The sequence below is a fragment of the Micromonospora sp. NPDC005206 genome (assembly GCF_040608175.1).
GTDB lineage: Bacteria > Actinomycetota > Actinomycetes > Mycobacteriales > Micromonosporaceae > Micromonospora.
In genome coordinates this window covers 182569-204750 of the sequence record NZ_JBEXHU010000013.1, presented here as the reverse complement: position 1 = coordinate 204750, position 22182 = coordinate 182569, and the positions used below count along the sequence as shown (strand labels likewise).

Sequence of the window (22182 nt, the reverse complement as noted above, 5' to 3'; positions counted from 1 at the left end):
AGACCACCATGCCTGTTTTCGATACGCCAGAGCCCATCTCCGTCCAGATCGAGCTGCCCGTCGGGGACGCGTGGATCGCCGCGACCGACCGCACCGACACGGTCGTGCAGGTGCGGCCCCGTGACCCGTCGAGCAAGGCCGACGTGAGCGCCGCCGAGCAGACCACCGTCGAGTACGCCGCCGGCCAACTGATGATCAGAGCGCCGAAGAGTTGGCGTCGCTTCGGCCCCGGCGCTGGACCCTCGGTCGACCTCCTGATCGAGGTGCCGAGCGGGTCACGGATGCACGCCACGGCATCCTGGGCGGCGTTCCGCTGCGAGGGGCGGCTCGGCGAGTGTTACGTCAAGACCGGCGGCGCGATCCGACTCGACCGGACCGGGCCGCTGGAGATCGACACCAGTCACGGCGAGGTGGCCGTGGAGCACGTCGCCGGATCAGCCCGGGTGAAGGCGTCCTCCGGCAAGGTGCGCATCGGTGCGGTCGACGGTGCCGCCGAGATCAAGAACTCGTCCGGGGACTGCTGGATCGGCCGGAGCGACGGCGACGTCCGGGTCAACACCGCCTACGGCGACATCACCCTCGACGGGCCGATGGCCTCAGTGACGGCACGCACCGCCTACGGCAACGTTCGGCTCGGCGAGGTCGTGCGGGGGTCGATCGAGTTGCAGACCTCCTACGGGGCCATCGAGGTTGGCGTCCGCCGCGGGACCGCCGCCTGGCTCGACGTCAGCTCCAGGCACGGCCGGGTGCACAACGCGCTCGAAACGACCGACAGCCCGGCGCAGACCGACGACACGGTCGAGGTCCGGGCGAACACCTCCTACGGCGACATCACGATCCGGCGCGCCTGATGGATCGCACGACGACACCCCGTACACGAATCGAGGAGACCATGGCCAGCCCTTCCCGACCCGCGATAGTCGCGACCGGCCTGCGCAAGTCCTACGGCGACAAGGTCGTGCTCGACGGCGTCGATCTGGAGATCGCCGAAGGAACGATCTTCGCGCTACTCGGCCCCAACGGCGCCGGCAAGACCACCACCGTGCAGATCCTGTCCACCCTGATCGATGCCGACGACGGCGACGCCCGCGTCGGCGGCCACGACCTGACCCGGGAGCCCGACGCGGTACGCGCACTGATCGGCGTCACCGGCCAGTTCTCCGCCGTCGACAACCTGCTCACCGGTCGGGAGAACCTGAGCCTGATGGCCGACCTGCGCCACCTCGGCAGGGCGTCCGGCCGACGACGCGTCGTCGAGCTGCTGGCGCAGTTCGACCTGACGGAGGCGGCGGACAAGCCGGTGGCGACGTACTCCGGCGGGATGCGCCGTCGGCTCGACCTCGCGATGACCCTGGTCGGCGATCCGCGCGTCATCTTCCTCGACGAGCCGACGACCGGCCTGGACCCGCGCAGCCGCCGCGCGATGTGGCAGATCATCCGTGATCTCGTCGCCGACGGCGTCACCATCCTCCTGACCACCCAGTACCTGGAGGAGGCCGATCAACTCGCCAGCCGGATCGCCTTCCTCGACCACGGCCGCCTGATCGCCGAGGGCAGCCCGCACGAGCTGAAACGGCTCATCCCCGGCGGTCACGTCGTGTTGCAGTTCGCCGACCAGGCGGGGCTCGACGCGGCCACTGGCCTGCTGGCGTCGGGCACCCGGGACGACGCGGCACTGACCCTGCAGGTCCCGAGCGACGGTGGGGTCGGGTCGCTCCGAGCCCTGCTCGACCAGCTCGACCGCGCCTCGGTGGGCGTGGCCGGTCTCACCGTGCACGGCCCCGACCTGGACGACGTCTTCCTCACCCTGACCGGCCGACCCGACAACGAAAGGGCCATGGCGCGATGAGCACCCTCACCCTCGCTGCCCGCGACTCGAGCACGATGCTGCGGCGCAACCTCCTGCACATGCGGCGCTATCCGTCGATGACGCTCCTGCTCATCGGCATCCCGGTCATCATCCTGCTGCTCTTCGTCTACGTGTTCGGCGGCACGCTCGGCGCCGGCCTCGGGCCCTCCGGCGACCGGGCCCAGTACGCCAACTACGTCACCCCCGGCATCCTGCTCATCACGGTTGTCAGCGCGGCGCAGGGCACCGCCATCTCGGTTGCCATGGACATGACCGAGGGCATCATCGCCCGGTTCCGCACCATGGCGATCTTCCGACCGTCGGTCCTCACCGGCCACGTGCTGGGCAGCCTGATCCAGACGCTGCTCAGTCTCGCGGTCGTGACCGGCGTGGCACTGCTCGTCGGCTTCCGGCCGAACGCCAACCCGGTCGAGTGGCTCGCCGTGATCGGCGTCCTCGCGATGATTACTCTCGCGCTCACCTGGCTGTCGGTGGCCCTCGGGCTGGTCAGCGAGAGTGTCGAGACGGCCAGCAACCTGCCGATGCCGCTGGTGCTGCTGCCGTTCCTCGGCAGCGGGTTCGTCCCCACCGACTCGATGCCGACGGCGGTGCGCCTGTTCGCCGACTACCAGCCCTTCACCCCGGTGATGGAGACCCTCCGTGGCCTGCTGCTCGGCACCGGGATCGGCGCCAACGGGATCCTCGCGGTCGCCTGGTGTGCCGTCATCACCGTGCTCTGCTTCTTCTGGGCCAGGGCGTTGTACAACCGCAACCCCGCCCGCTGAGCGCAGCGCCCGCTCGCGGTTCAACAGCCGCGAGATCCCGATGGCCCGGCCGACAGGCCGGGCCATCGGCGTGCCGTCCCGCTGTCGGGCTCCCGGCTGACGTTACGGAGCTGTTGCCGGCGGGTGTCTTGACGAGGATAGATGTGAGCGTTAACACTGGGCGCGTTGACGGTGGAGGTGGACATGAATCCTGTGGACGGAGCTGGCGAACGCTACGTCGTCGGTGTCGACTTCGGCACCCTGTCCGGGCGAGCCCTGGTGGTCCGGGTCGGCGACGGCGCCGAGCTGGGGACCGCGGTGCACGAGTACGGCGACGGAGTCATCAGCGCGGCCCTCCCTTCAGGTCGGCCGCTGCCGCCGGACTGGGCTCTGCAGAATCCGGACGACTACCGCGACGTCCTGCGGTACGCCGTCCCGGCCGCCGTGTCCGCCGCGGGGGTGGACCCCGCCGCGATCGTCGGCATCGGCATCGACTTCACCGCCTGCACGGTGCTGCCGACGCTCGCCGACGGCACGCCCCTCTGCGAGGCGCCGGAGCTGCGCGACCGCCCGCACTCCTGGGTCAAGCTGTGGAAGCACCACGCGGCCCAGCCGCACGCCGACCGGATCAACGCCCTCGCCCACGAGCGGGCGGAGCCGTGGATCGGCCGGTACGGCGGAAAGATCTCCGCCGAGTGGCAGTTCGCCAAGGGCCTCCAGATCCTCGAGGAGGACCCCGAGGTCTACCACCGCGCCGAGCGCTTCATCGAAGCCGCGGACTGGATCGTCTGGCAGCTGAGCGGCGCCGAGACCCGCAACGTCTGCACGGCCGGTTACAAGGGCATCCTGCAGGATGGCCGGCACCCGTCGCAGAGCTTCCTGACCGCGCTCAACCCGGCCTTCGGTGACTTCATCGCCAAACTGGACGGTCCGCTGCTGCCGCTGGGCGCCCGGGCCGGCACGCTCACCGCCCGTGCCGCCGCATGGACCGGCCTGCCGGAGGGGATCGCGGTTGCCGCCGGCAACGTCGACGCGCACGTCACCGCGGCGTCCGCGCAGGCCGTGGAGCCAGGTCGACTCGTGGCGATCATGGGCACCTCCACCTGTCACGTGGTCAACAGTTCGCACCTCGCCGAGGTGGCCGGGATGTGCGGCGTCGTCGACGGCGGCATCAGCGCCGGCGCGTGGGGCTACGAGGCCGGGCAGAGCGGAGTCGGCGACATCTTCGGCTGGTTCGTCGAGCACGCCGCCCCGGCCGGGGTCGCCTCGCACGAACGCCTCACCGAGCTGGCCGCCAGCCAGCCGGTCGGCGCGCACGGCCTCGTCGCGCTGGACTGGTGGAACGGCAACCGGTCACCGCTGGTCAACCACGACCTCAGCGGGATGATCGTCGGGATGACCCTGGCCACCCGGCCGCAGGACGTCTACCGGGCGCTGCTGGAGTCCACGGCGTACGGCACGCGAATGATCATTGACGCGTTCGTCGAGGCCGGGGTGGCGGTGAACGACCTGGTGATCGCCGGTGGTCTCACCTCCAACGAGCTGCTGATGCAGATCTACGCCGACGTGACCAACCGGCCGCTGAACATCATCGGCTCCGCGCAGGGGCCGGCGCTCGGATCGGCGATCCATGCCGCCGTCGCCGCCGGCGAGTACCCGTCGATCCACGAGGCGTCGCAGGCGATGGGTCGGGTGCACGAGGCGGTCTACCGACCGGATCCGGACCGGGCCCGCGCGTACGACGCCCTCTACGCCGAGTACCGGACACTGCACGACCACTTCGGTCGTGGAGGCAACGACGTGATGCTCCGTCTGCGCGCGATCCGCAACGCGGCGGTCGAGGCCGGCGCAGCCACGCAAGAGACCGCGCTGGAGGTGGTCGCATGAACGCCGAGGTGAAGCGACAGATTGGCGAGCTGCGCGAGACGGTGGCCCGCCTGCACGGCGAACTGACCCGGTACCGCCTGGTGGCCTGGACGTCCGGCAACATCTCCGCGCGGGTTCCCGGCCGGGACCTCATGGTCATCAAGCCGAGTGGCATCGGCTACGACGACCTCTCGGCGGACACCATGGTGGTCTGCGACCTCGACGGCGTCCTCGTCGAGGGAGACTTCGCCCCGTCCAGCGACACCGCCGCCCACGCCTACGTCTACCGCGCCATGCCGGAGGTCGGCGGGGTGGTGCACACGCACAGCTCGTACGCCACCTCCTGGGCGGCTCGCGGGGAGGCGATTCCCTGCCACCTCACGGCGCAGGCCGACGAGTTCGGCGGGGAGATCCCGGTGGGCCCGTTCGCGCTGATCGGCGGGGACGACATCGGCAAGGGCATCGTCACCACGCTTGCCGGGCACCGCTCACCCGCGGTGCTCATGCGTAACCACGGCGTCTTCACCATCGGCCGTGACGCCCGCGCGGCGGTCAAGGCGGCGGTCATGTGCGAGGACGTGGCCCGCACCGCGCACCTCACCCGCGCACTCGGGCAGCCGTTGCCGATCGCGCAGGCGGACATCGACGCGCTCTACCACCGCTACCAGAACGTCTACGGCCAGCAACCGACCGCACCGGCGAGTTCCTGACCGGCGACCCCGGCACAGCCCGCCGGGCTGCACCACCGACGGCACAGCCTGCACCACCCGCGTACGCCGCCCGCCCCCACGTCGGCGGTCACGCGGGCGCCCAGAACCCCCGAGCCAAGGAGATCCGATGAGAAAGATGCGAACGCACTCCGCTCCGTGGCGCGCCGCCGCGGTCCTCGCCACCGTGCTGCTCGTCGGCAGCGTGGCGGCCTGCGGCAACAGCGACACCGGCGGTGGCGCCGCCGACGACGGCAAGATCACGCTGGGCTTCTCCCAGGTCGGCGCGGAGAGCGGCTGGCGTACCGCGAACACCACCTCGATCAAGGATTCGGCCGCCGCCGCGGGCGTCGAGCTGAAGTTCGACGACGCGCAGCAGAAGCAGGAAAACCAGATCAAGGCGATCCGCAACTACATCCAGCAGAAGGTCGACGTGATCGCCTTCTCGCCGGTGGTGGAGTCCGGTTGGGACACCGTGCTCAAGGAGGCGAAGGATGCCGGCATCCCGGTCATCCTGACCGACCGCTCGGTCGACTCGGCCGACAAGAGCCTCTACAAGACCTTCCTCGGCTCGGACTTCATCAAGGAAGGCCGGCTCGCCGGCGAGTGGCTGGTCGAGCAGAAGAAGACCGCGTCAGGGCCGGTGAACATCGTCGAGTTGCAGGGCAGCGCGGGCGCCGCCCCGGCCAACGACCGCAAGAAGGGCTTCGCCGAGGCGATCGCCGCCAACCCGAACCTGAAGATCATCGCTTCGCAGACCGGTGACTTCACCCGGGCCGGCGGCAAGCAGGTCATGGAGCAGTTCCTCAAGGCCAACCCGAAGATCGACGTGCTGTTCGCGCACAACGACGACATGGGCCTGGGCGCGCTCGAGGCGATCACCGCGGCCGGCAAGGTGCCCGGCAAGGACATCACCATCATCACGGTCGACGCCGTCAAGGACGGCATGCAGGCCCTCGCCGACGGCAAGTTCAACTTCATCGCCGAGTGCAGCCCGCTGCTCGGCCCGCAGCTGATGGACCTGGCCAAGAAGGTCACCGCCGGGGAGGAGGTGCCTGCTCGGATCGAGACCGAGGAGACCACCTTCACGCAGGAGCAGGCCAAGGAGGCCCTGCCCAACCGCAAGTACTGACCGACGCCGGGGGGTCGCCGCGCTCGCGCGGCGGCCCCCGTGTCCAACCTCCAGATGAGGCTTGATCGGATGACGGATAACCGTCCGGTCGTGACGATGACCGGGATCAGCAAGACCTTCCCCGGGGTGCGCGCACTCCACGATGTCAACTTCCGGCTCCTCCCCGGCGAGGTGCACGCCCTGATGGGCGAGAACGGGGCCGGCAAGTCGACCCTGATCAAGGTGCTGACCGGCGTCTACGACACCGATGAGGGTGCGATCACCCTCGACGGTGCGCCGGTGTCCTTCAGCGGGCCGATGCAGGCCACGGCCGCCGGGGTGAGCACCGTCTACCAGGAGGTCAACCTCTGCACCAACCTCTCGGTGGCGGAGAACTTCTTCATCGGACGCGAGCCCCGGCTGCTCGGCGCCGTCCGCTGGGGCGAGGTCCGCCGTCGTGCCCGTACGCTCCTGGCCCGCCTCGACCTCGACCTCGACGTCAGCGCGCCGCTCGGCTCGTACTCCCTGGCCATCCAGCAGATGGTCGCCATCGCGCGCGCCATCGACATCCAGGCCCGGGTGCTGATCCTCGACGAACCGACGTCCAGTCTCGACGCGGGCGAGGTCGCGCAGCTGTTCCGCATCATGCGGCAACTGCGCGACGAGGGCATCGCGATCCTGTTCGTGACCCACTTCCTCGACCAGGTCTACGAGATCGCCGACCGGATCACCGTGCTGCGCAACGGCGGGCTCGTCGGCGAGTACCCGACCGCCGAGCTGCCCCAGCTCAGCCTCGTCGAGAAGATGATCGGCAAGGAACTCGATGTCCTCGAGGGCATCGAGGAGCACTCGCGACGGGACCTGGCCGCCGTGGAGGAGGGCCGCCCGCTGGTGGCGGTGTCGAACCTCGGGCGGGCAGGCGCGGTCGAGCCGTTCAGCCTGACCATCCACGCCGGCGAGGTGGTGGGCCTGGCCGGTCTGCTGGGTTCCGGGCGTACCGAGGTGGCGAGGTTGCTGTTCGGTGCCGACCGGGCGGACGGCGGTCAGGTCGCGGTCGACGGCGAGCCGAGCGGCCTACGCACCCCGGCGCAGGCCATCGACCGGGGCATCGGCTTCTGCTCGGAGAACCGTCGCGCGGAGGGCATCGTCGCCGACCTGTCGGTCCGCGAGAACCTGCTCCTCGCCATGCAGGCCGCCCGGGGCTGGCTTCGGCCCATCCCACGTCGACGCCAGGACGAGCTGGTCGAGAGGTACATCAAGGCCCTCAGCATCCGGCCCGCCGACCCGGAGGTGCCGGTCCGCAATCTCTCCGGCGGCAACCAGCAGAAGGTGCTCCTGGCCCGGTGGCTGATCACCGAGCCGCGGCTGCTGATCCTCGACGAACCCACCCGGGGCATCGACATCGGCGCGAAGACCGAGATCCAGAAACTCGTGACGCAGCTGTCCGACGGCGGCATGGCCGTGCTGTTCATCTCCGCCGAACTGGAGGAGGTGCTGCGCCTCAGTCACAAGGTCGCCGTGATGCGGGACCGGCAGATGGTCGCGCAGCTCGCCAACGACGAGAGCCTCGACGCCGACCGCGTCATGCAGACCATCGCCAGTGGAACCCACCGGGAGGAGGCAGACCGATGAACGACACCGTGGGCCGCTACCGGGCGATCACCGGTCACCGGCTGTTCTGGCCCGCCGCCGTGCTCGTCGTCATGCTCGCCGCGAACACGGTCTACCGGCCCGGGTTCCTGTCCGTCGAGCTCAAGGACGGGCACCTGTACGGCACGCCGATCGACATCCTGCGGCTGAGCGCGCCGCTGATCCTCGTCGCGCTGGGCATGACCGTGGTCATCTCGACCGGCGGAATCGACCTGTCGGTCGGGTCGATGTGCGCGATCAGTGGCGCGACCGCCTGCCTGTACATCAGCCAGCAGCCCGACCAGAACAGCCTTCCCGTGGTGCTGACCGCCCTCGCGATGGCGCTCGGGGTCGCGCTCGTGCTCGGCGCCTGGAACGGGGTGCTGGTCGCCGTGATCGGCATCCAGCCGATCATCGCCACCCTGATCCTGATGGTGGCCGGCCGAGGCCTGGCGCAGCTGATCACCGAGGGCCAGATCATCACGATCAACTCCGGCCCGTACCGGGCGATCGGGCTGGGCCACGTGCTGACGCTGCCACTGGCCATCCTCATCGCGCTCGCCGCGGCGCTGCTCGTCGCCGCGTTCACCCGCCGTACCGCGCTCGGCATGATCATCGAGTCGGTGGGTGGCAACGCCGAGGCGAGCCGACTGGCAGGCATCCGCTCCGGCCGGGTCATCTTCCTCGCGTACGTCCTCAGCGCCGTCTGCGCCGCGGTCGCCGGGTTCATGATGACCGCCAACGTCTCCAGCGCCGACGGCAACGCCGCGGGCCTCTGGGTGGAACTCGACGCCATCCTCGCGGTCGTCATCGGCGGCACGTCCCTCGCGGGCGGGCGGTTCTTCCTCAGCGGCACCATCCTCGGCGCGCTGATCATCCAGACCCTGACCACCACGGTGTACGCCATGAACATCTCACCGCAGACGTCGCTGCTGTTCAAAGCGGTCGTCGTCATCACCGTCTGCCTCATCCAGGCGCCGGCGTTCCGGGCGCGGTTCACCCGTCGCAGGAGCAGTGCCCCGCCGCCCAGCACCGTCACCGACTCGCCGAAGGAGCAGGTGCCGGCATGACCACTGGATCGCTCACCGCTGGCCGTACCCGGTTCCGGCTGCCGAGGCGGCAGATACCGGTCCTGGCCACGCTCGTCCTGCTCCTGGTCATGTACGGCATCGGCGTGTCCCAGTACCAGGCGTTCTCCAACGTGCAGGTCATCTTCAACGTCTTCATCGACAACGGCTTCCTGCTCGTCGTCGCGGTGGGGATGACCTTCGTGATCCTCACCGGCGGCATCGATCTGTCCGTCGGCTCCGTCGTCGCCATGACGGCGATGGTGTCGGCCTCGCTGCTCCAGCAGGGCCTGCCGGCGGCGCTCGTGCTCGTCATCGCCCTGCTCATCGGCCCGACGCTCGGCCTGCTGATGGGCTGCGCCATCCACTTCTTCGACATCCAGCCGTTCATCGTCACGCTCGCCGGGATGTTCTTCGCCCGGGGGATGTGCACGTTCATCTCCGGCTCGTCCATCCCGATCACCGACGGGTTCTGGACCAGGATGTCCCAGGAGCGGATCGGAGATCCCCGGGGCAACTTCGTCTCGATCAGCGTGCTCATCGCGTTCGCCGTGGTCGTCGTCGCCGCGTACACGCTGGCCTACACCCGTCTCGGCCGCAACGTGCACGCCGTCGGCGGTAACCCGCAGTCGGCGCTGCTGATGGGCCTGCCGGTGGGGCGTACCCGGATCGCCGTCTACACGATCAGCGGCCTGTGCTCCGCGATCGGCGGGATCCTGTTGTCCTTCTACACCCTCTCCGGCGCGCCATTGATCGCCGTCGGCATGGAGTTGGATGTCATCGCGGCGGTCGTCATCGGCGGCACCGTGCTCACCGGTGGCTCGGGATACGTCTTCGGCACGGTGCTCGGCGTCCTGGTCCTGGGCGTGATCCAGACCCTCATCACCTTCGACGGAAGCCTCAACTCCTGGTGGACCAAGATCGTGATCGGCGGCCTGCTCTTCGCGTTCATCCTCCTCCAGCGCCTCATCGGAATCCGTTACAAGTGACGCCCCTCTCGCGGAAGGCAACCCCATGGCACCACACACCGCACCCGAGATCTGGTTCCTCACCGGCAGCCAGGGAATGTACGGCGAGGAGACTCTCCGGCAGGTGGCCGAGCAGTCCCGCCTGATCGCGGCCGCGCTCGACGGCTCGCCGCAGATTCCGGCCCGGGTGGTCTGGAAGCCGGTCCTGACCAACAGCGGTGAGATCCTGCGGGTCTGCCGCGAGGCTGCCGCCCAGGGGGCGATCGGGGTCGTCGCGTGGATGCACACCTTCTCTCCGGCGAAGATGTGGATCGCCGGGCTGGACGCCCTGCAGACGCCGCTGCTGCACCTGCACACCCAGGCCAACGTCCTGCTGCCGTGGGACGACATCGACATGGACTTCATGAACCTGAACCAGGCCGCCCACGGCGACCGTGAGTTCGGGTACATCCAGACCCGGCTCGGTGTGGCCCGCAAGACCGTGGCCGGGCACGTCAGCGATCCGCGGGTGACCGCCCGTGTCGGGGCGTGGGCCCGCGCGGCGCTCGGCTGGTCGGCGATGCGGTCGCTGCGGCTGGCCCGCTTCGGCGACAACATGCGCGATGTCGCCGTGACCGAGGGCGACAAGGTCGAGGCGGAGCTGCGCTTCGGGGTGTCGGTCAACACCTACGGCGTCAACGACCTTGTCCAGGTGGTCGACGAGGTCGCCGACGCGCAGGTGGACGATCTGGTCAAGGAGTACGACGACAGCTACCGGATCGTCCCGGCGCTGCGTTCCGGGGGAGAGCGGCACGACTCGTTGCGCTACGCCGCCCGCCTGGAGCTCGGCATGCGCGCCTTCCTGGACTCGGGCGGGTTCCGGGCGTTCACCACGAACTTCGAGGACCTCGGTGGGCTGCGTCAGCTGCCCGGCATCGCCGTGCAGCGGTTGATGGCGGACGGCTACGGGTTCGGTGGCGAGGGCGACTGGAAGACCTCCGTGCTGGTCCACACCCTCAAGGCGATGTCGGTGGGCGTGGACGGCGGCACATCGTTCATGGAGGACTACACCTACGACCTCACCCCGGGCGAGGAACTGGTGCTCGGCGCGCACATGCTGGAGGTCTGCCCGACCATCGCGGGCGGCGTCCCGAACGTGGAGGTCCATCCGCTGAGCATCGGCGGCCGCGAGGATCCGGTCCGGCTCGTGTTCGACGCCGCACCCGGACCGGCGGTGGTGCTGGGGCTGGCCGACATGGGTGAGCGCTTCCGGCTCGTGGCCAACGAGATCGACGTGGTGTCTCCGCCGCAGCCGCTGCGGCGACTGCCGGTGGCCCGGGCGGTCTGGCGTCCGCGACCGCACCTGCCCGGTTCGGCCGAGGCGTGGATCACCGCCGGCGCCCCGCACCACACCGTGCTGTCGCAGGCGGTGGGCGTGGAGGAGTTGCACGACCTGGCGGAGATGAGCCGAACCGAACTGGTCGTCATCGACGCCGACACCGAGCCCCGCCGCTTCGCCGACGAGATCCGCTGGAACCAGGCCTACTACCGGCTGGCCCGCGGTTTCTAACATGATCACGAGGCAGTGACCGTGACAGGCGGCGTGGGCGGCAGGATGCCCTGCCCCGGCAGGAGACGCCCACGCCGCCCGGGACGTCACCCCTGGCCAGCCGCACGCCTGGTCAGGGCTGTGGCTGGCGTAGACTGGCGGCTATCCAGCGCTGGTCAGCGGGGGTTTGGCATCGGCGTGGTGGCTGAGCGCCGGGATCGGCCGACCGCTCCAGTCGACGTCGGCGGGCCGCGACTTCGGGTACGCAGACGGGGGAAGTGACATGGCCGTGCATGGTCCGGCGATGACGGACGTCGCCCGTCTGGCCGGTGTCTCCCACCAGACGGTGTCGCGGGTGCTGAACGGGCACCCCAACGTCCGTGAGCAGACCCGGCTGCGGGTGCGGGCGGCGATCGAGGAACTGGGCTATCGACCCAACGGTGCTGCGCGTGCATTGGTGACCGGCCGATCGCAGGTGATCGGCGTGGTCGCGCAGAACACGACGTTGTACGGGCCGGCGTCGTTGCTGGCCGCGCTGGAGCAGACCGCCGCGGAGGAGGGTTTCGCGGTGAGTGTGGGCAGCGTGCGGGACCTGGACCACCGTTCCATCTCGGACGCGGTCGAGCGGCACCTGTCGCACCGGGTAGCCGGCATCGTCGTCATCGCGCCGGTGGAGTCGGCCGGTGAGGCGCTGGAACGCCTGCCCAAGGACGTCCCGCTGGTGACCGTCGACGGTGACCCCCGCCGTCCGGTGCCGTTGGTGACGGTCGACCAGGTGGCGGGTGCCCGGGCGGCGACCCAGCATCTGCTCGACGCCGGGCACCGCACGGTCTGGCACGTGTCGGGGCCGTCCGACTGGTTCGACAGCGTTGGGCGTATCGAAGGCTGGCGGGAGGCGCTGCTGGCCGCGGGGGTCGACCCGCCACCGTTGATGCAGGGGGACTGGTCCGCGGCCTCGGGTTACCGGTCCGGGCAGCTGCTGGCGCGGATGCCGGAGGTCACCGCGATCTTCACCGCCAACGATCATCTCGCGCTCGGCGTGCTGCGGGCGTTGCACGAGTTCGGTCGACGGGTGCCGGACGAGATCAGCGTGGTCGGCTTCGACGACGTGCCGGAGGCGGCGTACTTCATTCCGCCGCTGACCACCGTCCGGCCGGACTTCGGCGCCGTTGCGCGGGCGAGCATCCAGCTGTTGCTGGCCCAGATCGAATCGGGCACCGGAGGGGCGCTGCGGCAGACCATCGCACCGACCCTGGTCGCCCGCGACAGCGTCGCCCCACCCCCGGCCCGCTGACACTGTCTGGTCGCTGGCGGCCGGCTGGCAGCGCCCAGGCCCATGCCACCTCCGATTCAGACCGGCCGAGCGCGGCTTGTTGCCGCTTGATCGTCTCGTTTTCCTTGATGTCGGGGTGTCCAGGCATCGGGGATGCCCCGGTATCAGTGATGACGAGTCGATCACCGGCGGAACCTCAGGCGGAGGTCCTCAGGGGCGGCTGTCTGGCCGGTCGCTGTCTGGTCGCTGGCCGGCCGACCTCACACCTGCTTCCTGTCGACCTGCTCCAGATGTGGGGCAGGGAGGTGCCTGGACCGGGCCGCGGTCGGATCGGTCCGCCGTCGGTCCGCCGCAGCGGCTCCATGCCGCTTGATCGACTCGGTTTCGTTGATGTCGGGGCGTCCGGGCGTCGGGGAGGCCCCGACATCAACGAAGACGAGTCGATCACCGGCCGCTCTCGGGCGCAGATTCGCAGGGTCGCTGTCAGGGCGGTCGGCAAGTCCGCGCCGGCCAGCTGAGGCCGCGCCGGCCAGTCGCGGGCCGCGTCGGCCAGTCGCGGGCCGCGTCGGCCAGGCCGAAGCCGCGCAGGCCGGCTTGCCGGGTGGCCGCCGTTACGAGACCGTGACGCCGGCATTTCGGATTAAGTGTTGACGTGGTCTATGTGAGCGCTAACACTACCCGGGAAGATGACAGGTGGCCCCGGCGGTCGGCTGGGGAGTCCAGAGAGGAGAGGCCCGTGGGCAGGAAGTTCCTGGTTGCTCTCGGCGGCGCGGTGCTGGCGCTGAGCCTGGCGGCGTGCAGTGGCGAGGGTGCTGGCAGCGGCGGTGACACCAGCGCGAAGAAACCCGGCGACCTGACCATCGGCGTCTCGATGCCGACGCAGACCTCCGAGCGGTGGATCGCCGACGGCAACGCGGTGAAGCAGAAGCTGGAGGCCAAGGGCTACAAGGTCGACCTCCAGTACGCGGGCGACGACATCCCCACCCAGTCGCAGCAGGTCGACCAGATGATCACCCAGGGTGCGGACGTTCTGGTCATCGCGGCGATCGACGGCACGGCGCTCAGCGGCCAGTTGCAGGCCGCCGCCGACGCGAAGATCCCGGTGATCGCGTACGACCGGCTGATCCGCGGCAGCAAGAACGTCGACTTCTACGTCAGCTTCGACAACTACAAGGTGGGCGTCGCCCAGGCCACCGGGCTGCTGGTCGGCCTCGGCCTGCAGAACAAGGACGGCTCGAAGGGTACGGCGAAGGGTCCGTTCAACGTCGAGCTGTTCGCCGGGTCGTTGGACGACAACAACACCCAGTACTTCTTCGGCGGCGCGATGGACACGCTGAAGCCGTTCATCGACGCCGGCACGCTGAAGGTGAAGTCGCGACAGACCACCATTGAGCAGGTGGCCATCCTGCGGTGGCAGCAGGAGACCGCGCAGAAGCGGATGGAGGACCTGCTCACCTCCAGCTACAACGACGGCGCGCGGGTCGACGGGGTCCTGTCGCCGTACGACGGCATCTCCCGGGGCATCATCACCGCCCTGCAGAACGCCGGCTACGGCAAGGCGGGTAAGAAGCTCCCGGCGGTGACGGGTCAGGACGCCGAGATCGCCTCGATCAAGCTGATCAACGACGGCGTGCAGACCTGCACGGTCTTCAAGGACACCCGGCTGCTGGCCGAGCAGGCCGTGAACGCCGCCGAGGCGTTCCTGCAGGACAAGCAGCCGCAGGCCAACGACACGCAGACGTACAACAACGGCGTGAAGGTCGTGCCGTCGTACCTGCTGCCGATCGTGACCGTCTACAAGGACGACATCAAGACGGCGCTGATCGACTCGGGCTACTGGACGGCGGAAGAGGTCGCCGCCGGTCAGGCCAAGAAGTAATCTGCCTGCCGGGCTCGGCGTTCACCGCCGGGCCCGGCATCATGGCGTACCGCGTCCCGATCCGACTGAGGACAGTGACCATGGACGACACCATCCTCGAGATGCGTCGCATCACGAAGACCTTCCCCGGGGTGACCGCGCTGGAGGACGTCACCCTCGCGGTGCGCCGGGGCGAGATCCACGCCATCTGCGGCGAGAACGGCGCCGGCAAGTCCACGCTGATGAAGGTGCTCTCCGGGGTGCACCCGTCCGGCTCGTACGACGGCGAGATCCTGTTCGACGGCAAACCGATGCAGTTTCGCGGTATCCGGGACAGCGAGGCCAACGGCATCGTCATCATCCATCAGGAACTCGCCCTGGTGCCGTACCTGTCGATCGCCGAGAACCTCTTCCTCGGCAACGAGCGCCGCGGCCGCAGTGGGCTCATCGACTGGAACCGGGCCAACGCCGACGCGGCGGAGCTGCTGGCGTCCGTCGGGTTGCACGAGAATCCGGTCACTCCCGTCATCCAGCTCGGGGTGGGCAAGCAGCAGCTGGTGGAGATCGCCAAGGCGCTGTCGAAAAAGGTGCGCCTGCTCATCCTGGACGAGCCGACCGCCGCCCTCAACGACGTCGACTCGGCTCACCTGCTCGACCTGTTGCGGCAGCTCAAGGAGCAGGGAATCACCTGCATCATGATCTCGCACAAGCTCAACGAGATCACCGCGATCGCCGACTCCACCACGGTCATCCGGGACGGGCGCGCGGTGGAGACCCTCGACATGAGGGCCGACGACGTGACCCAGCAGCGGATCATCCGGGGCATGGTCGGGCGCGACCTGGACAGCTTCTATCCGGACCGGGTGTCGTCCCCCGGCGAGGAGGTGCTCCGGATCGAGGACTGGACGGTACGGCACCCGACCCAGGACCGGCTGGTCGTCGAGGGCGTCGGCCTGTCCGTGCGGGCCGGTGAGGTCGTCGGTATCGCGGGGCTGATGGGGGCCGGGCGCACCGAGCTGGCGATGAGCGTGTTCGGCCGGTCCTACGGCCGCGACATCAGTGGTCGGCTGTTCGTGCACGGGCGGGAGGCGAAGGCCCGTACGGTCGCGGAGGCGATCGACAACGGCATCGCCTACGTCACGGAGGACCGCAAGCGGTTCGGCCTGAACCTCATCGACGACGTCCGCCGCAACGTCTCCGCCGCCGCGTTGGCCAGGCTGGCCCGGCTGGGCTGGGTGAACGGCAACGAGGAGATCAAGGTCGCCGAGGCGAGCCGGCGGGAGATGAACATCAAGGCGCCCAGCGTCATGGCGGTGGTCGGCAAGCTCTCCGGCGGCAACCAGCAGAAGGTCGTCCTGTCGAAGTGGCTTTTCACCGACCCCGACGTGCTGATCCTGGACGAGCCCACCCGCGGGATCGACGTCGGGGCCAAGTACGAGATCTACACGATCATCAACCGGCTCGTGGGCGAGGGCAAGGCGGTGATCATCATCTCCTCCGAGCTGCCGGAGCTGCTCGGGATGTGTGACCGCATCTACACCCTCGCCGCCGGCCGGATCACCGGTGAGAAGCCGGTCGGCGAGGCGACCCAGGAGAGCCTCATGGAGCTGATGACCAAGGACAAGGAGCTCGTCGGATGACCAGCATCAAGACCCCCTCGACGGAGCGCCCGACGCCCCCGGACAGCGCGCCGGCCGCCGCCCTGCACACCGGGACGAGCGACCTTCGGGCCCTGGTGCTGAACAACCTGCGGCAGAGCGGGATCTACGTCGCCCTGGTCGTCATCGTCGCGCTCTTCGCGATCCTGACCGACGGGGTGTCGCTGAGCCCCGGCAACATCACCAACATCGTCCTGCAGTACTCGTACATCCTGGTGCTCGCGATCGGGATGGTCATCCTGATCATCGGTGGGCACATCGACCTGTCGGTGGGTTCGGTGGTCGCGCTGACCGGAGCGGTCTCCGCGGTCCTGGTGATCCAGCAGGGCTACCCGTGGTGGGTCGGCATCCTGGCCGCGCTCGTCGTCGGCGTCGCGGTGGGCGCCTGGCACGGCTTCTGGGTGGCGTACGCCGGGATCCCGGCGTTCATCGTGACCCTGGCCGGGATGCTGCTGTTCCGGGGTCTCACCCTGCGGGTGCTCGACAACATCTCGCTGTCGCCGTTCCCGGCCGAGTACCAGCGCGTCGCGGCGGGATTCCTCAACGGACTGTTCGGCGGGCAGGGCTTCGACGCCTTCACGCTGCTGATCGGAGCCGTCGCCGTGGCCGGGTACGCGGTGAGCGGTTTCCGCACCCGCGTCGCGCGCATCCGCTACCAGCAGCCCGTCGAGTCGTTCCCGCTGTTCGTCGCCCGGGTCGCCGCGGTCGGCGCGGTCATCATGTACTTCGCCTGGCAGTTGGCGCACGCCCGCGGCCTCCCGATCGTGCTGATCGTGCTGGCGGTCCTCGTCCTGGTCTACGGCCTGCTGACCCGGCGTACCGTGTTCGGTCGTCAGGTCTACGCGATCGGCGGCAACCTCTCGGCCGCGGCGCTGTCCGGGGTGAAGGTCCGCACCGTCAACTTCTGGATGTTCGTCAACATGGGCTTCCTGGCGGCGGTGGCCGGCGTCATCTACTCCTCGCGGTCCAACGGCGCCCAGCCCGCCGCCGGCAACATGTTCGAGCTGGACGCGATCGCTGCGGCGTTCATCGGTGGCGCGGCGGTCACCGGCGGCGTGGGCACCGTGGTGGGCGCGATGGTCGGTGGTCTGATCATGGCGGTGATGAGCAACGGCATGCAGCTGATGGGCGTCGACCAGTCGACACAGTCGGTGGTGAAGGGGCTCGTTCTGCTGGTGGCCGTGGCCTTCGACGTCTATAACAAGCGACGCGCCGCCGGAACCCGCTGACGCCGCGTCGCCCGGCCTGGCCCCTGACCACCGCCGGCGATCCCGCTGCGCCGCGAGCAGCGCAGCGGGGTCGACGGATCAGTGGCAGTTGCCGGTGCCGCTGTCGTTGTAGGTCTGCCCGGCGACCGGCACGAACTGCCAGTCGTAGCTGCCGGCGTGCAGGGTGAACTTCAGTACCCCGAACGCCGAGCTGTTGCGGGCCTCGCTGTTGGGCTGGATGGTGCCGAAGCTGTAGTGGTCCGCACCGCCCATCCCGGCGACGAAGCTGCGCATGCCCCGGCTGGCGTCGTAGCCACCGGCCGGGTTCATCGGGCCGAACCGTTCGTACACGTGGTTGTGCCCCCAGACGACCACGTCGGCGTTGTAGTCGTAGAGCGCCTGGTACAGCGGCCGCGTCGACGTCGACGGCGCGTGGTTCGAGCTCGACGTGAACAGCGGGTGGTGCCAGTAGGCCAGCGTGCACGGCTTGCTGCTGGCCGCGAGGTCGGCCCGTAGCCACTGCTCCTGGGTGGAGCCCGCCGACATGCTGATGTTCGAGTTCAGCGACACGACGTGCCAGTTGCCGAGGTCGTAGGAGTAGTAGCCGCGCCCGCTGGGGCCGGCCTGCGTACCGAAGTAGTTGTAGTAGGGGGTGGCTCCCGAGGTGTTGTAGTCGTGGTTGCCCGGCGCCGGGCGGGTGCGCGCCTTGTGCCGGCCCCAGGTGGGGGCGTAGTAGCTGTTGAACTCGGCGGCGGTGCCGTTGCTGTAGACGTTGTCGCCGGTGGTGAAGACCGTTCCGGGAATGTTGTCGAGCAGGGCAGCGGTGGCGGTGTCGCCCGAGCCGGAGTTGGCGATGTCACCGGCGCCGACCAGGACCGGGTCGCCGGAGGGTGGCGGCGTGGTCCCGGTCGTGACCACCAACTGCGGTGCGTCGGCTCCGCTCTCCCGCGAGTCGTAGTAGACGCCGTCACCGCTGGCGGAGGTCACCCCGAAGCTGTACGTGCCGTTGCCGGTGACCGCCGCCCGGACGTCCAGCTCGTACCAGGTGTCGCCGCTGACCGCCCCGATCGAGCCGAGCGTGGCCCCGTCGATGGCCGGCTGGTTGTTCCAGGTGGTGCCGGTCTCCGACCAGCTCGTGTTGGACATCCTCCGGAACGTGCCACCGGCGTCGCTGCCGCTGTTGCCGCTGATCGTGCGCAGCCGCAGCTTCGCGGTGGTCACCGTGCCGCTGACGCCGCTCACGGTGAAGCGCAGGAACGACCGTCGGACGGGGGAGTTGTCGGCCACGATCTGCGTGGACGTGCCGTAGTTGGTGGACGCCGTGTCGCTCTGGACGTAGGTGTCGGCGACCGGCGCGTACGTCACGGTCGCCGCCGACGCCGCACCTGCGCCGGTCACGACGACCGCGGCGGTGGCGGCGACCAGCACCGCGATCGCCCCCAGCGCCACCGGTGGGCGGGGAAATCGAATGTCCATCCAGGACCCCTTCTCTGCGTGTGTCGAGCGCAAGGAACGTAGGAAGGTCGCCGGACCGGCGGACTACGGCCAGATGAACAGTACGCTCAAACAGCGAAACATTTCGATGTTGGTGACGTGTTCACCCGACGCTCGTCTGCTCGCTCCCGACGGCTCCTTGTAACCCCTCCGATTAGTTCGCAGGATGGCTGACCGTCAGGCCGCCGATTCGAGGAGATGCTCGTGTACCTGTCGACCGTCTCCCGACCGGGCGCCGACCCGCCCCCCTCCGACCCGCCCGCCTCCGGACGGCCCCGCCGCCGGCTGGCCCTGGTCGGCGGCAACGTCGTGGCCCTGGGCACGGTCAGCCTGATCACCGACGTCTCCGCCGAGATGGTGACCGCCGTCCTGCCGCTCTACCTGGTGCTGGGTCTGCAACTCAGCCCACTGGCCTTCGGCGTGCTCGACGGCGTCCACACCGGAGCGAGCGCGCTGCTGCGAGTCGTCGGTGGCTTCGCCGCCGATCGTTTCCGTCGGCACAAGCTGGTGGCCGGCGTCGGCTACGCGCTCTCGGCGGCCGCCAAGCTCGGCCTGCTGTTCGCCGGCCGGTCCGTGCCGGCCATCGGCGCCGTCATCGCCGTCGACCGGCTCGGCAAGGGCATCCGCAGCGCACCGCGCGACGCGCTCATCACGCTCTCCACACCACCCGAGGCGCTGGGCCGGGCGTTCGGTGTGCACCGGGCGATGGACAGTGTCGGCGCGTTCCTCAGGCCGCTGGCCGCGTTCGCGGTGCTGCTGGCCGTCGGGCAGTCGTACGACGCGGTCTTCGTCACCAGCTTCTGCGTCGCCGTGCTGGCCGTCGTCGTGCTCGTGCTCTTCGTCCGGGAGCGTCCGCACGGCGAGCCGACGGACGGCCCGGACGACCCAAAGGTCTCCGTACGCGAGGCGCTCGGTCTGCTGCGCAGCCGCCCCGCCCGCCGCCTGCTGCTGGCGGCGGCACTGCTCGGGCTGGCCACGATCGGCGACGGCTTCGTCTATCTGCTGCTCCAGCGCCGCGAGGACCTCGGCCTGCGGTGGTTTCCGCTGCTCGCGGTGGGGACCAGCCTGGCGTACCTGGTTCTCGCCGCCCCACTCGGTGTGCTCGCCGACCGGATCGGCCGGCTGCCGGTGGTGGTGGGCGGCTACGCGACCCTCGGCGTGACGTACCTGCTGCTGGCCGGCCCGGTCCACGGCTGGCCGGTGCTCGTGCTGACCCTGGCGCTGTACGGCACGTTCTACGCGGCCACTGACGGCGTGCTCATCGCGCTCGCCGGCCCGGTGCTGCCACCACGGCTGCGGACCACCGGCATCGCGCTCGTGCAGACCGGGCAGGCGTTGGCGTACCTCGTCTCCTCGGTCCTGTTCGGTCTCACCTGGCATGCGTGGGGACCGGAGACCGCGATCCGGCTCGCGGCCCTGGCCGTCGGCGGTGTCCTCGTCGTCAAGGTGCTCCTGCTGGCCACCCCGTCCCGCCTGCTCACCCGGAAGGTGCCCCGATGACGTTGTCGACCCGAACGAAACTCGGTGTGGTGGCCGTCTCGACGGTGTTGCTGGGCACCGTGGCGGTCGGATACACCGCCACGGCCGCGCGACGGGACCGGACCCCACCACCCGCCGCCGGCGCGGATCAGGCGGTCACCCTGACGCCCGGGCCGCGCCTGCTCGCGATCACCGACCGGCACGTCTCGTCGGTCGCCGTGGCCGACCCCGCCGGGCCGCGCACCGTGACCAACCTGGAGTGCCTTCGGGTGTACGCGGCGGCCGGCACCGGCGTCTGCCTGAAGCCGGAGACGCCGTGGACGTACCAGGTCGTCGTGCTCGACGCCGCGCTGCGACCGACGCGGTCCGTTCCCGTGCCCGGCCTGCCGAACCGGGCCCGGGTCTCGTCCTCCGGCCGGATGGTCTCCTGGACGACATTCGTCGGCGGTGACTCCTACACCAGCAGCGGGTTCTACACGCGCACGGGCATCCTCGACACCACCACCGGCGCCACGGTGATGTCACTGGAGGAGTTCGCGGTCACCCGGGACGGCCGCGATTACCGCAATCCCGACGTCAACTTCTGGGGCGTCACCTTCACCGCCGACGACAACCGCTTCTACGCGACCATGTCCACCGACGGAAAGCGGTACCTGGTCCGAGGCGACGTCGCCGCCCGCACCCTCGAGACGATGAAGGAGAACGTCGAGTGCCCGTCGCTGTCGCAAGACGGCACGCGGATCGCCTTCAAGGAGGCCGTCGACGCCGACCCGGCGAAGGGCTGGCGGCTGTCGGTCCTCGACCTGTCGACCATGCGGGTGACCGCGACGGCGGAGACGGCCAGCGTCGACGACCAAGCGGCCTGGCTGGACGGCGTCACGCTGGCCTACACGCTGCGCCAGAGCGACGGCCGTCCCGACGTCTGGACCGTCCCGGCCGACGGGTCCGGTGCGCCGACACTGATGCTGCCCGGCGCCGAGTCCCCGTCCCCGGTCACCTGATGGCGAGCGCGGCCGGCGGAGCTGGCTCCACAAACCGGTGGCGGAGCCGAACGGCCGGCATCATGATCAGCGTATGCTCGCCGACCTGTGGCCCCAGTACGGCCTGATCATCTCGACGTCACGACTCGAACTGCGCCTGCCCCGGGACGAGGAGTTGGCGGCGTTGGCCCAGCTTGCCGGCGACGGCGTGCACCGAGCGGATGAGCGTCCGTTCCTGACCCCGTGGACCGACGGCAGCCCGGAGGATCGGGCGCGGTCCGTGTTGCAGGGACACTGGGACCAGCTCGCGGGGTGGAGCGCGGCACGGTGGCGGCTCGGGCTCGGAGTGTTCCACCACGGGCGCCCGCTCGGCGTGGTCACCCTGCGAGCGAACGACTTCGCGGTCGTCCGGGAGGTCACGACATCGGCCTGGCTGGGACTCGACCACCAGGGCAGGGGCTACGGGACCGAGGCCCGCGTGGGTCTGCTCACGCTGGCCTTCGACCACCTGGGCGCGCGGGCCGCCCGCACCGAAGTGTTCCAGGACAACCACGCCTCCCAGGGCGTGTCCCGCAAGCTCGGCTACGAGCACGACGGCATCTCCGTCGACGCTCGTGGCGACGAGGCCCTGGTCTCTGACCGGCTGAGGCTCACCAGGCAGACGTGGACGCGGCAGCAGCGGCCCGCGGTGCGCGTCGACGGGGTGGCGGCCTGCCGGCCGATGTTCGGCCTCTAACGCCGGC

The 22182-nt window shown here is 69.8% G+C and carries 18 protein-coding genes; 17 read left to right on the top strand and 1 reads right to left on the bottom strand.

Annotated features, from left to right (window positions below; translation table 11 throughout):
• The first annotated feature begins 8 nt into the window (after positions 1 to 8).
• The 14 genes from ABZU69_RS21345 to mmsB all read left to right on the top strand — a co-directional run bounded on the left by ABZU69_RS21345 (position 9) and on the right by mmsB (position 17507).
• Positions 9 to 851: a DUF4097 family beta strand repeat-containing protein gene (locus tag ABZU69_RS21345; RefSeq protein WP_354966075.1), complete on the top strand. Its 843-nt coding sequence runs from the start codon at positions 9 to 11 to the stop codon at positions 849 to 851.
• Between the two features lie 41 nt (positions 852 to 892).
• Complete coding sequence (locus ABZU69_RS21340) at positions 893 to 1849, top strand: ATP-binding cassette domain-containing protein (protein ID WP_354966074.1); 957 nt, start codon at positions 893 to 895, stop codon at positions 1847 to 1849.
• Complete coding sequence (locus ABZU69_RS21335) at positions 1846 to 2634, top strand: ABC transporter permease (RefSeq protein ID WP_354966073.1); 789 nt, start codon at positions 1846 to 1848, stop codon at positions 2632 to 2634. The genes ABZU69_RS21340 and ABZU69_RS21335 overlap by 4 nt, the downstream gene beginning before the upstream one ends.
• 183 nt (positions 2635 to 2817) lie before the next feature.
• The gene (gene araB, locus ABZU69_RS21330) at positions 2818 to 4500 is read left to right on the top strand and encodes a ribulokinase (RefSeq protein WP_354966072.1); all 1683 of its coding nucleotides are present in this window, start codon (positions 2818 to 2820) and stop codon (positions 4498 to 4500) included.
• Positions 4497 to 5189: an L-ribulose-5-phosphate 4-epimerase gene (locus tag ABZU69_RS21325; RefSeq protein ID WP_354966071.1), complete on the top strand. Its 693-nt coding sequence runs from the start codon at positions 4497 to 4499 to the stop codon at positions 5187 to 5189. The genes araB and ABZU69_RS21325 overlap by 4 nt, the downstream gene beginning before the upstream one ends.
• Positions 5190 to 5316: 127 nt before the next feature.
• Positions 5317 to 6318: an ABC transporter substrate-binding protein gene (locus tag ABZU69_RS21320; RefSeq protein WP_354966070.1), complete on the top strand. Its 1002-nt coding sequence runs from the start codon at positions 5317 to 5319 to the stop codon at positions 6316 to 6318.
• 69 nt (positions 6319 to 6387) lie between these two features.
• Positions 6388 to 7929 (top strand): sugar ABC transporter ATP-binding protein, encoded by a 1542-nt coding sequence (locus tag ABZU69_RS21315; RefSeq protein ID WP_354966069.1) that lies wholly within the window; start codon positions 6388 to 6390, stop codon positions 7927 to 7929.
• Positions 7926 to 8996: an ABC transporter permease gene (locus tag ABZU69_RS21310; RefSeq protein WP_354966068.1), complete on the top strand. Its 1071-nt coding sequence runs from the start codon at positions 7926 to 7928 to the stop codon at positions 8994 to 8996. Before ABZU69_RS21315 ends, ABZU69_RS21310 begins: the two co-directional genes overlap by 4 nt.
• Entirely contained in the window at positions 8993 to 9982 is a 990-nt protein-coding gene (gene yjfF / locus ABZU69_RS21305) for a galactofuranose ABC transporter, permease protein YjfF (protein ID WP_354966067.1), read from the top strand. The genes ABZU69_RS21310 and yjfF overlap by 4 nt, the downstream gene beginning before the upstream one ends.
• Positions 9983 to 10007: 25 nt before the next feature.
• Positions 10008 to 11510: an L-arabinose isomerase gene (araA, locus tag ABZU69_RS21300; protein WP_354966066.1), complete on the top strand. Its 1503-nt coding sequence runs from the start codon at positions 10008 to 10010 to the stop codon at positions 11508 to 11510.
• A 283-nt stretch (positions 11511 to 11793) separates the two neighbouring features.
• Positions 11794 to 12783, top strand: coding sequence for a LacI family DNA-binding transcriptional regulator (locus tag ABZU69_RS21295; RefSeq protein WP_354966065.1), 990 nt, complete (start codon positions 11794 to 11796; stop codon positions 12781 to 12783).
• A gap of 715 nt (positions 12784 to 13498) precedes the next feature.
• A complete protein-coding gene (chvE, locus tag ABZU69_RS21290) occupies positions 13499 to 14641 on the top strand; it encodes a multiple monosaccharide ABC transporter substrate-binding protein (protein WP_354966064.1) in 1143 nt (380 codons plus the stop codon).
• Between the two features lie 80 nt (positions 14642 to 14721).
• Positions 14722 to 16260, top strand: a complete 1539-nt coding sequence (mmsA, locus tag ABZU69_RS21285; RefSeq protein WP_354966063.1) for a multiple monosaccharide ABC transporter ATP-binding protein — start codon at positions 14722 to 14724, stop codon at positions 16258 to 16260.
• The gene (gene mmsB / locus ABZU69_RS21280; RefSeq protein WP_354966062.1) at positions 16257 to 17507 is read left to right on the top strand and encodes a multiple monosaccharide ABC transporter permease; all 1251 of its coding nucleotides are present in this window, start codon (positions 16257 to 16259) and stop codon (positions 17505 to 17507) included. Before mmsA ends, mmsB begins: the two co-directional genes overlap by 4 nt.
• 78 nt (positions 17508 to 17585) lie before the next feature.
• On the opposite strand, the gene ABZU69_RS21275 is transcribed toward mmsB, so the two are convergent.
• Complete coding sequence (locus ABZU69_RS21275; RefSeq protein ID WP_354966061.1) at positions 17586 to 18962, bottom strand: DNRLRE domain-containing protein; 1377 nt, start codon at positions 18960 to 18962, stop codon at positions 17586 to 17588.
• A gap of 222 nt (positions 18963 to 19184) precedes the next feature.
• On the opposite strand from ABZU69_RS21275, the gene ABZU69_RS21270 reads away from it, so the two are divergent.
• From ABZU69_RS21270 to ABZU69_RS21260, 3 genes are all read left to right on the top strand, one after another.
• Positions 19185 to 20480 (top strand): MFS transporter, encoded by a 1296-nt coding sequence (locus tag ABZU69_RS21270; RefSeq protein ID WP_354966060.1) that lies wholly within the window; start codon positions 19185 to 19187, stop codon positions 20478 to 20480.
• Positions 20477 to 21460, top strand: a complete 984-nt coding sequence (locus tag ABZU69_RS21265) for a hypothetical protein (RefSeq protein ID WP_354966059.1) — start codon at positions 20477 to 20479, stop codon at positions 21458 to 21460. The genes ABZU69_RS21270 and ABZU69_RS21265 overlap by 4 nt, the downstream gene beginning before the upstream one ends.
• 73 nt (positions 21461 to 21533) lie before the next feature.
• Positions 21534 to 22175 (top strand): GNAT family N-acetyltransferase, encoded by a 642-nt coding sequence (locus ABZU69_RS21260; RefSeq protein WP_354966058.1) that lies wholly within the window; start codon positions 21534 to 21536, stop codon positions 22173 to 22175.
• Positions 22176 to 22182: the final 7 nt, after the last annotated feature.

Excerpts from the sequence above, each read along its gene's own strand:
- ABZU69_RS21345 (WP_354966075.1), top strand. The coding sequence starts at position 9 with ATGCCTGTTTTCGATACGCCAGAGCCCATCTCCGTCCAGATCGAGCTG.
- ABZU69_RS21340 (WP_354966074.1), top strand. The coding sequence starts at position 893 with ATGGCCAGCCCTTCCCGACCCGCGATAGTCGCGACCGGCCTGCGCAAG.
- ABZU69_RS21335 (WP_354966073.1), top strand. The coding sequence starts at position 1,846 with ATGAGCACCCTCACCCTCGCTGCCCGCGACTCGAGCACGATGCTGCGG.
- araB (WP_354966072.1), top strand. The coding sequence starts at position 2,818 with ATGAATCCTGTGGACGGAGCTGGCGAACGCTACGTCGTCGGTGTCGAC.
- ABZU69_RS21325 (WP_354966071.1), top strand. The coding sequence starts at position 4,497 with ATGAACGCCGAGGTGAAGCGACAGATTGGCGAGCTGCGCGAGACGGTG.
- ABZU69_RS21320 (WP_354966070.1), top strand. The coding sequence starts at position 5,317 with ATGAGAAAGATGCGAACGCACTCCGCTCCGTGGCGCGCCGCCGCGGTC.
- ABZU69_RS21315 (WP_354966069.1), top strand. The coding sequence starts at position 6,388 with ATGACGGATAACCGTCCGGTCGTGACGATGACCGGGATCAGCAAGACC.
- ABZU69_RS21310 (WP_354966068.1), top strand. The coding sequence starts at position 7,926 with ATGAACGACACCGTGGGCCGCTACCGGGCGATCACCGGTCACCGGCTG.
- yjfF (WP_354966067.1), top strand. The coding sequence starts at position 8,993 with ATGACCACTGGATCGCTCACCGCTGGCCGTACCCGGTTCCGGCTGCCG.
- araA (WP_354966066.1), top strand. The coding sequence starts at position 10,008 with ATGGCACCACACACCGCACCCGAGATCTGGTTCCTCACCGGCAGCCAG.
- ABZU69_RS21295 (WP_354966065.1), top strand. The coding sequence starts at position 11,794 with ATGACGGACGTCGCCCGTCTGGCCGGTGTCTCCCACCAGACGGTGTCG.
- mmsA (WP_354966063.1), top strand. The coding sequence starts at position 14,722 with ATGGACGACACCATCCTCGAGATGCGTCGCATCACGAAGACCTTCCCC.
- mmsB (WP_354966062.1), top strand. The coding sequence starts at position 16,257 with ATGACCAGCATCAAGACCCCCTCGACGGAGCGCCCGACGCCCCCGGAC.
- ABZU69_RS21275 (WP_354966061.1), bottom strand. The coding sequence starts at position 18,962 with ATGGACATTCGATTTCCCCGCCCACCGGTGGCGCTGGGGGCGATCGCG.
- ABZU69_RS21265 (WP_354966059.1), top strand. The coding sequence starts at position 20,477 with ATGACGTTGTCGACCCGAACGAAACTCGGTGTGGTGGCCGTCTCGACG.
- ABZU69_RS21260 (WP_354966058.1), top strand. The coding sequence starts at position 21,534 with ATGCTCGCCGACCTGTGGCCCCAGTACGGCCTGATCATCTCGACGTCA.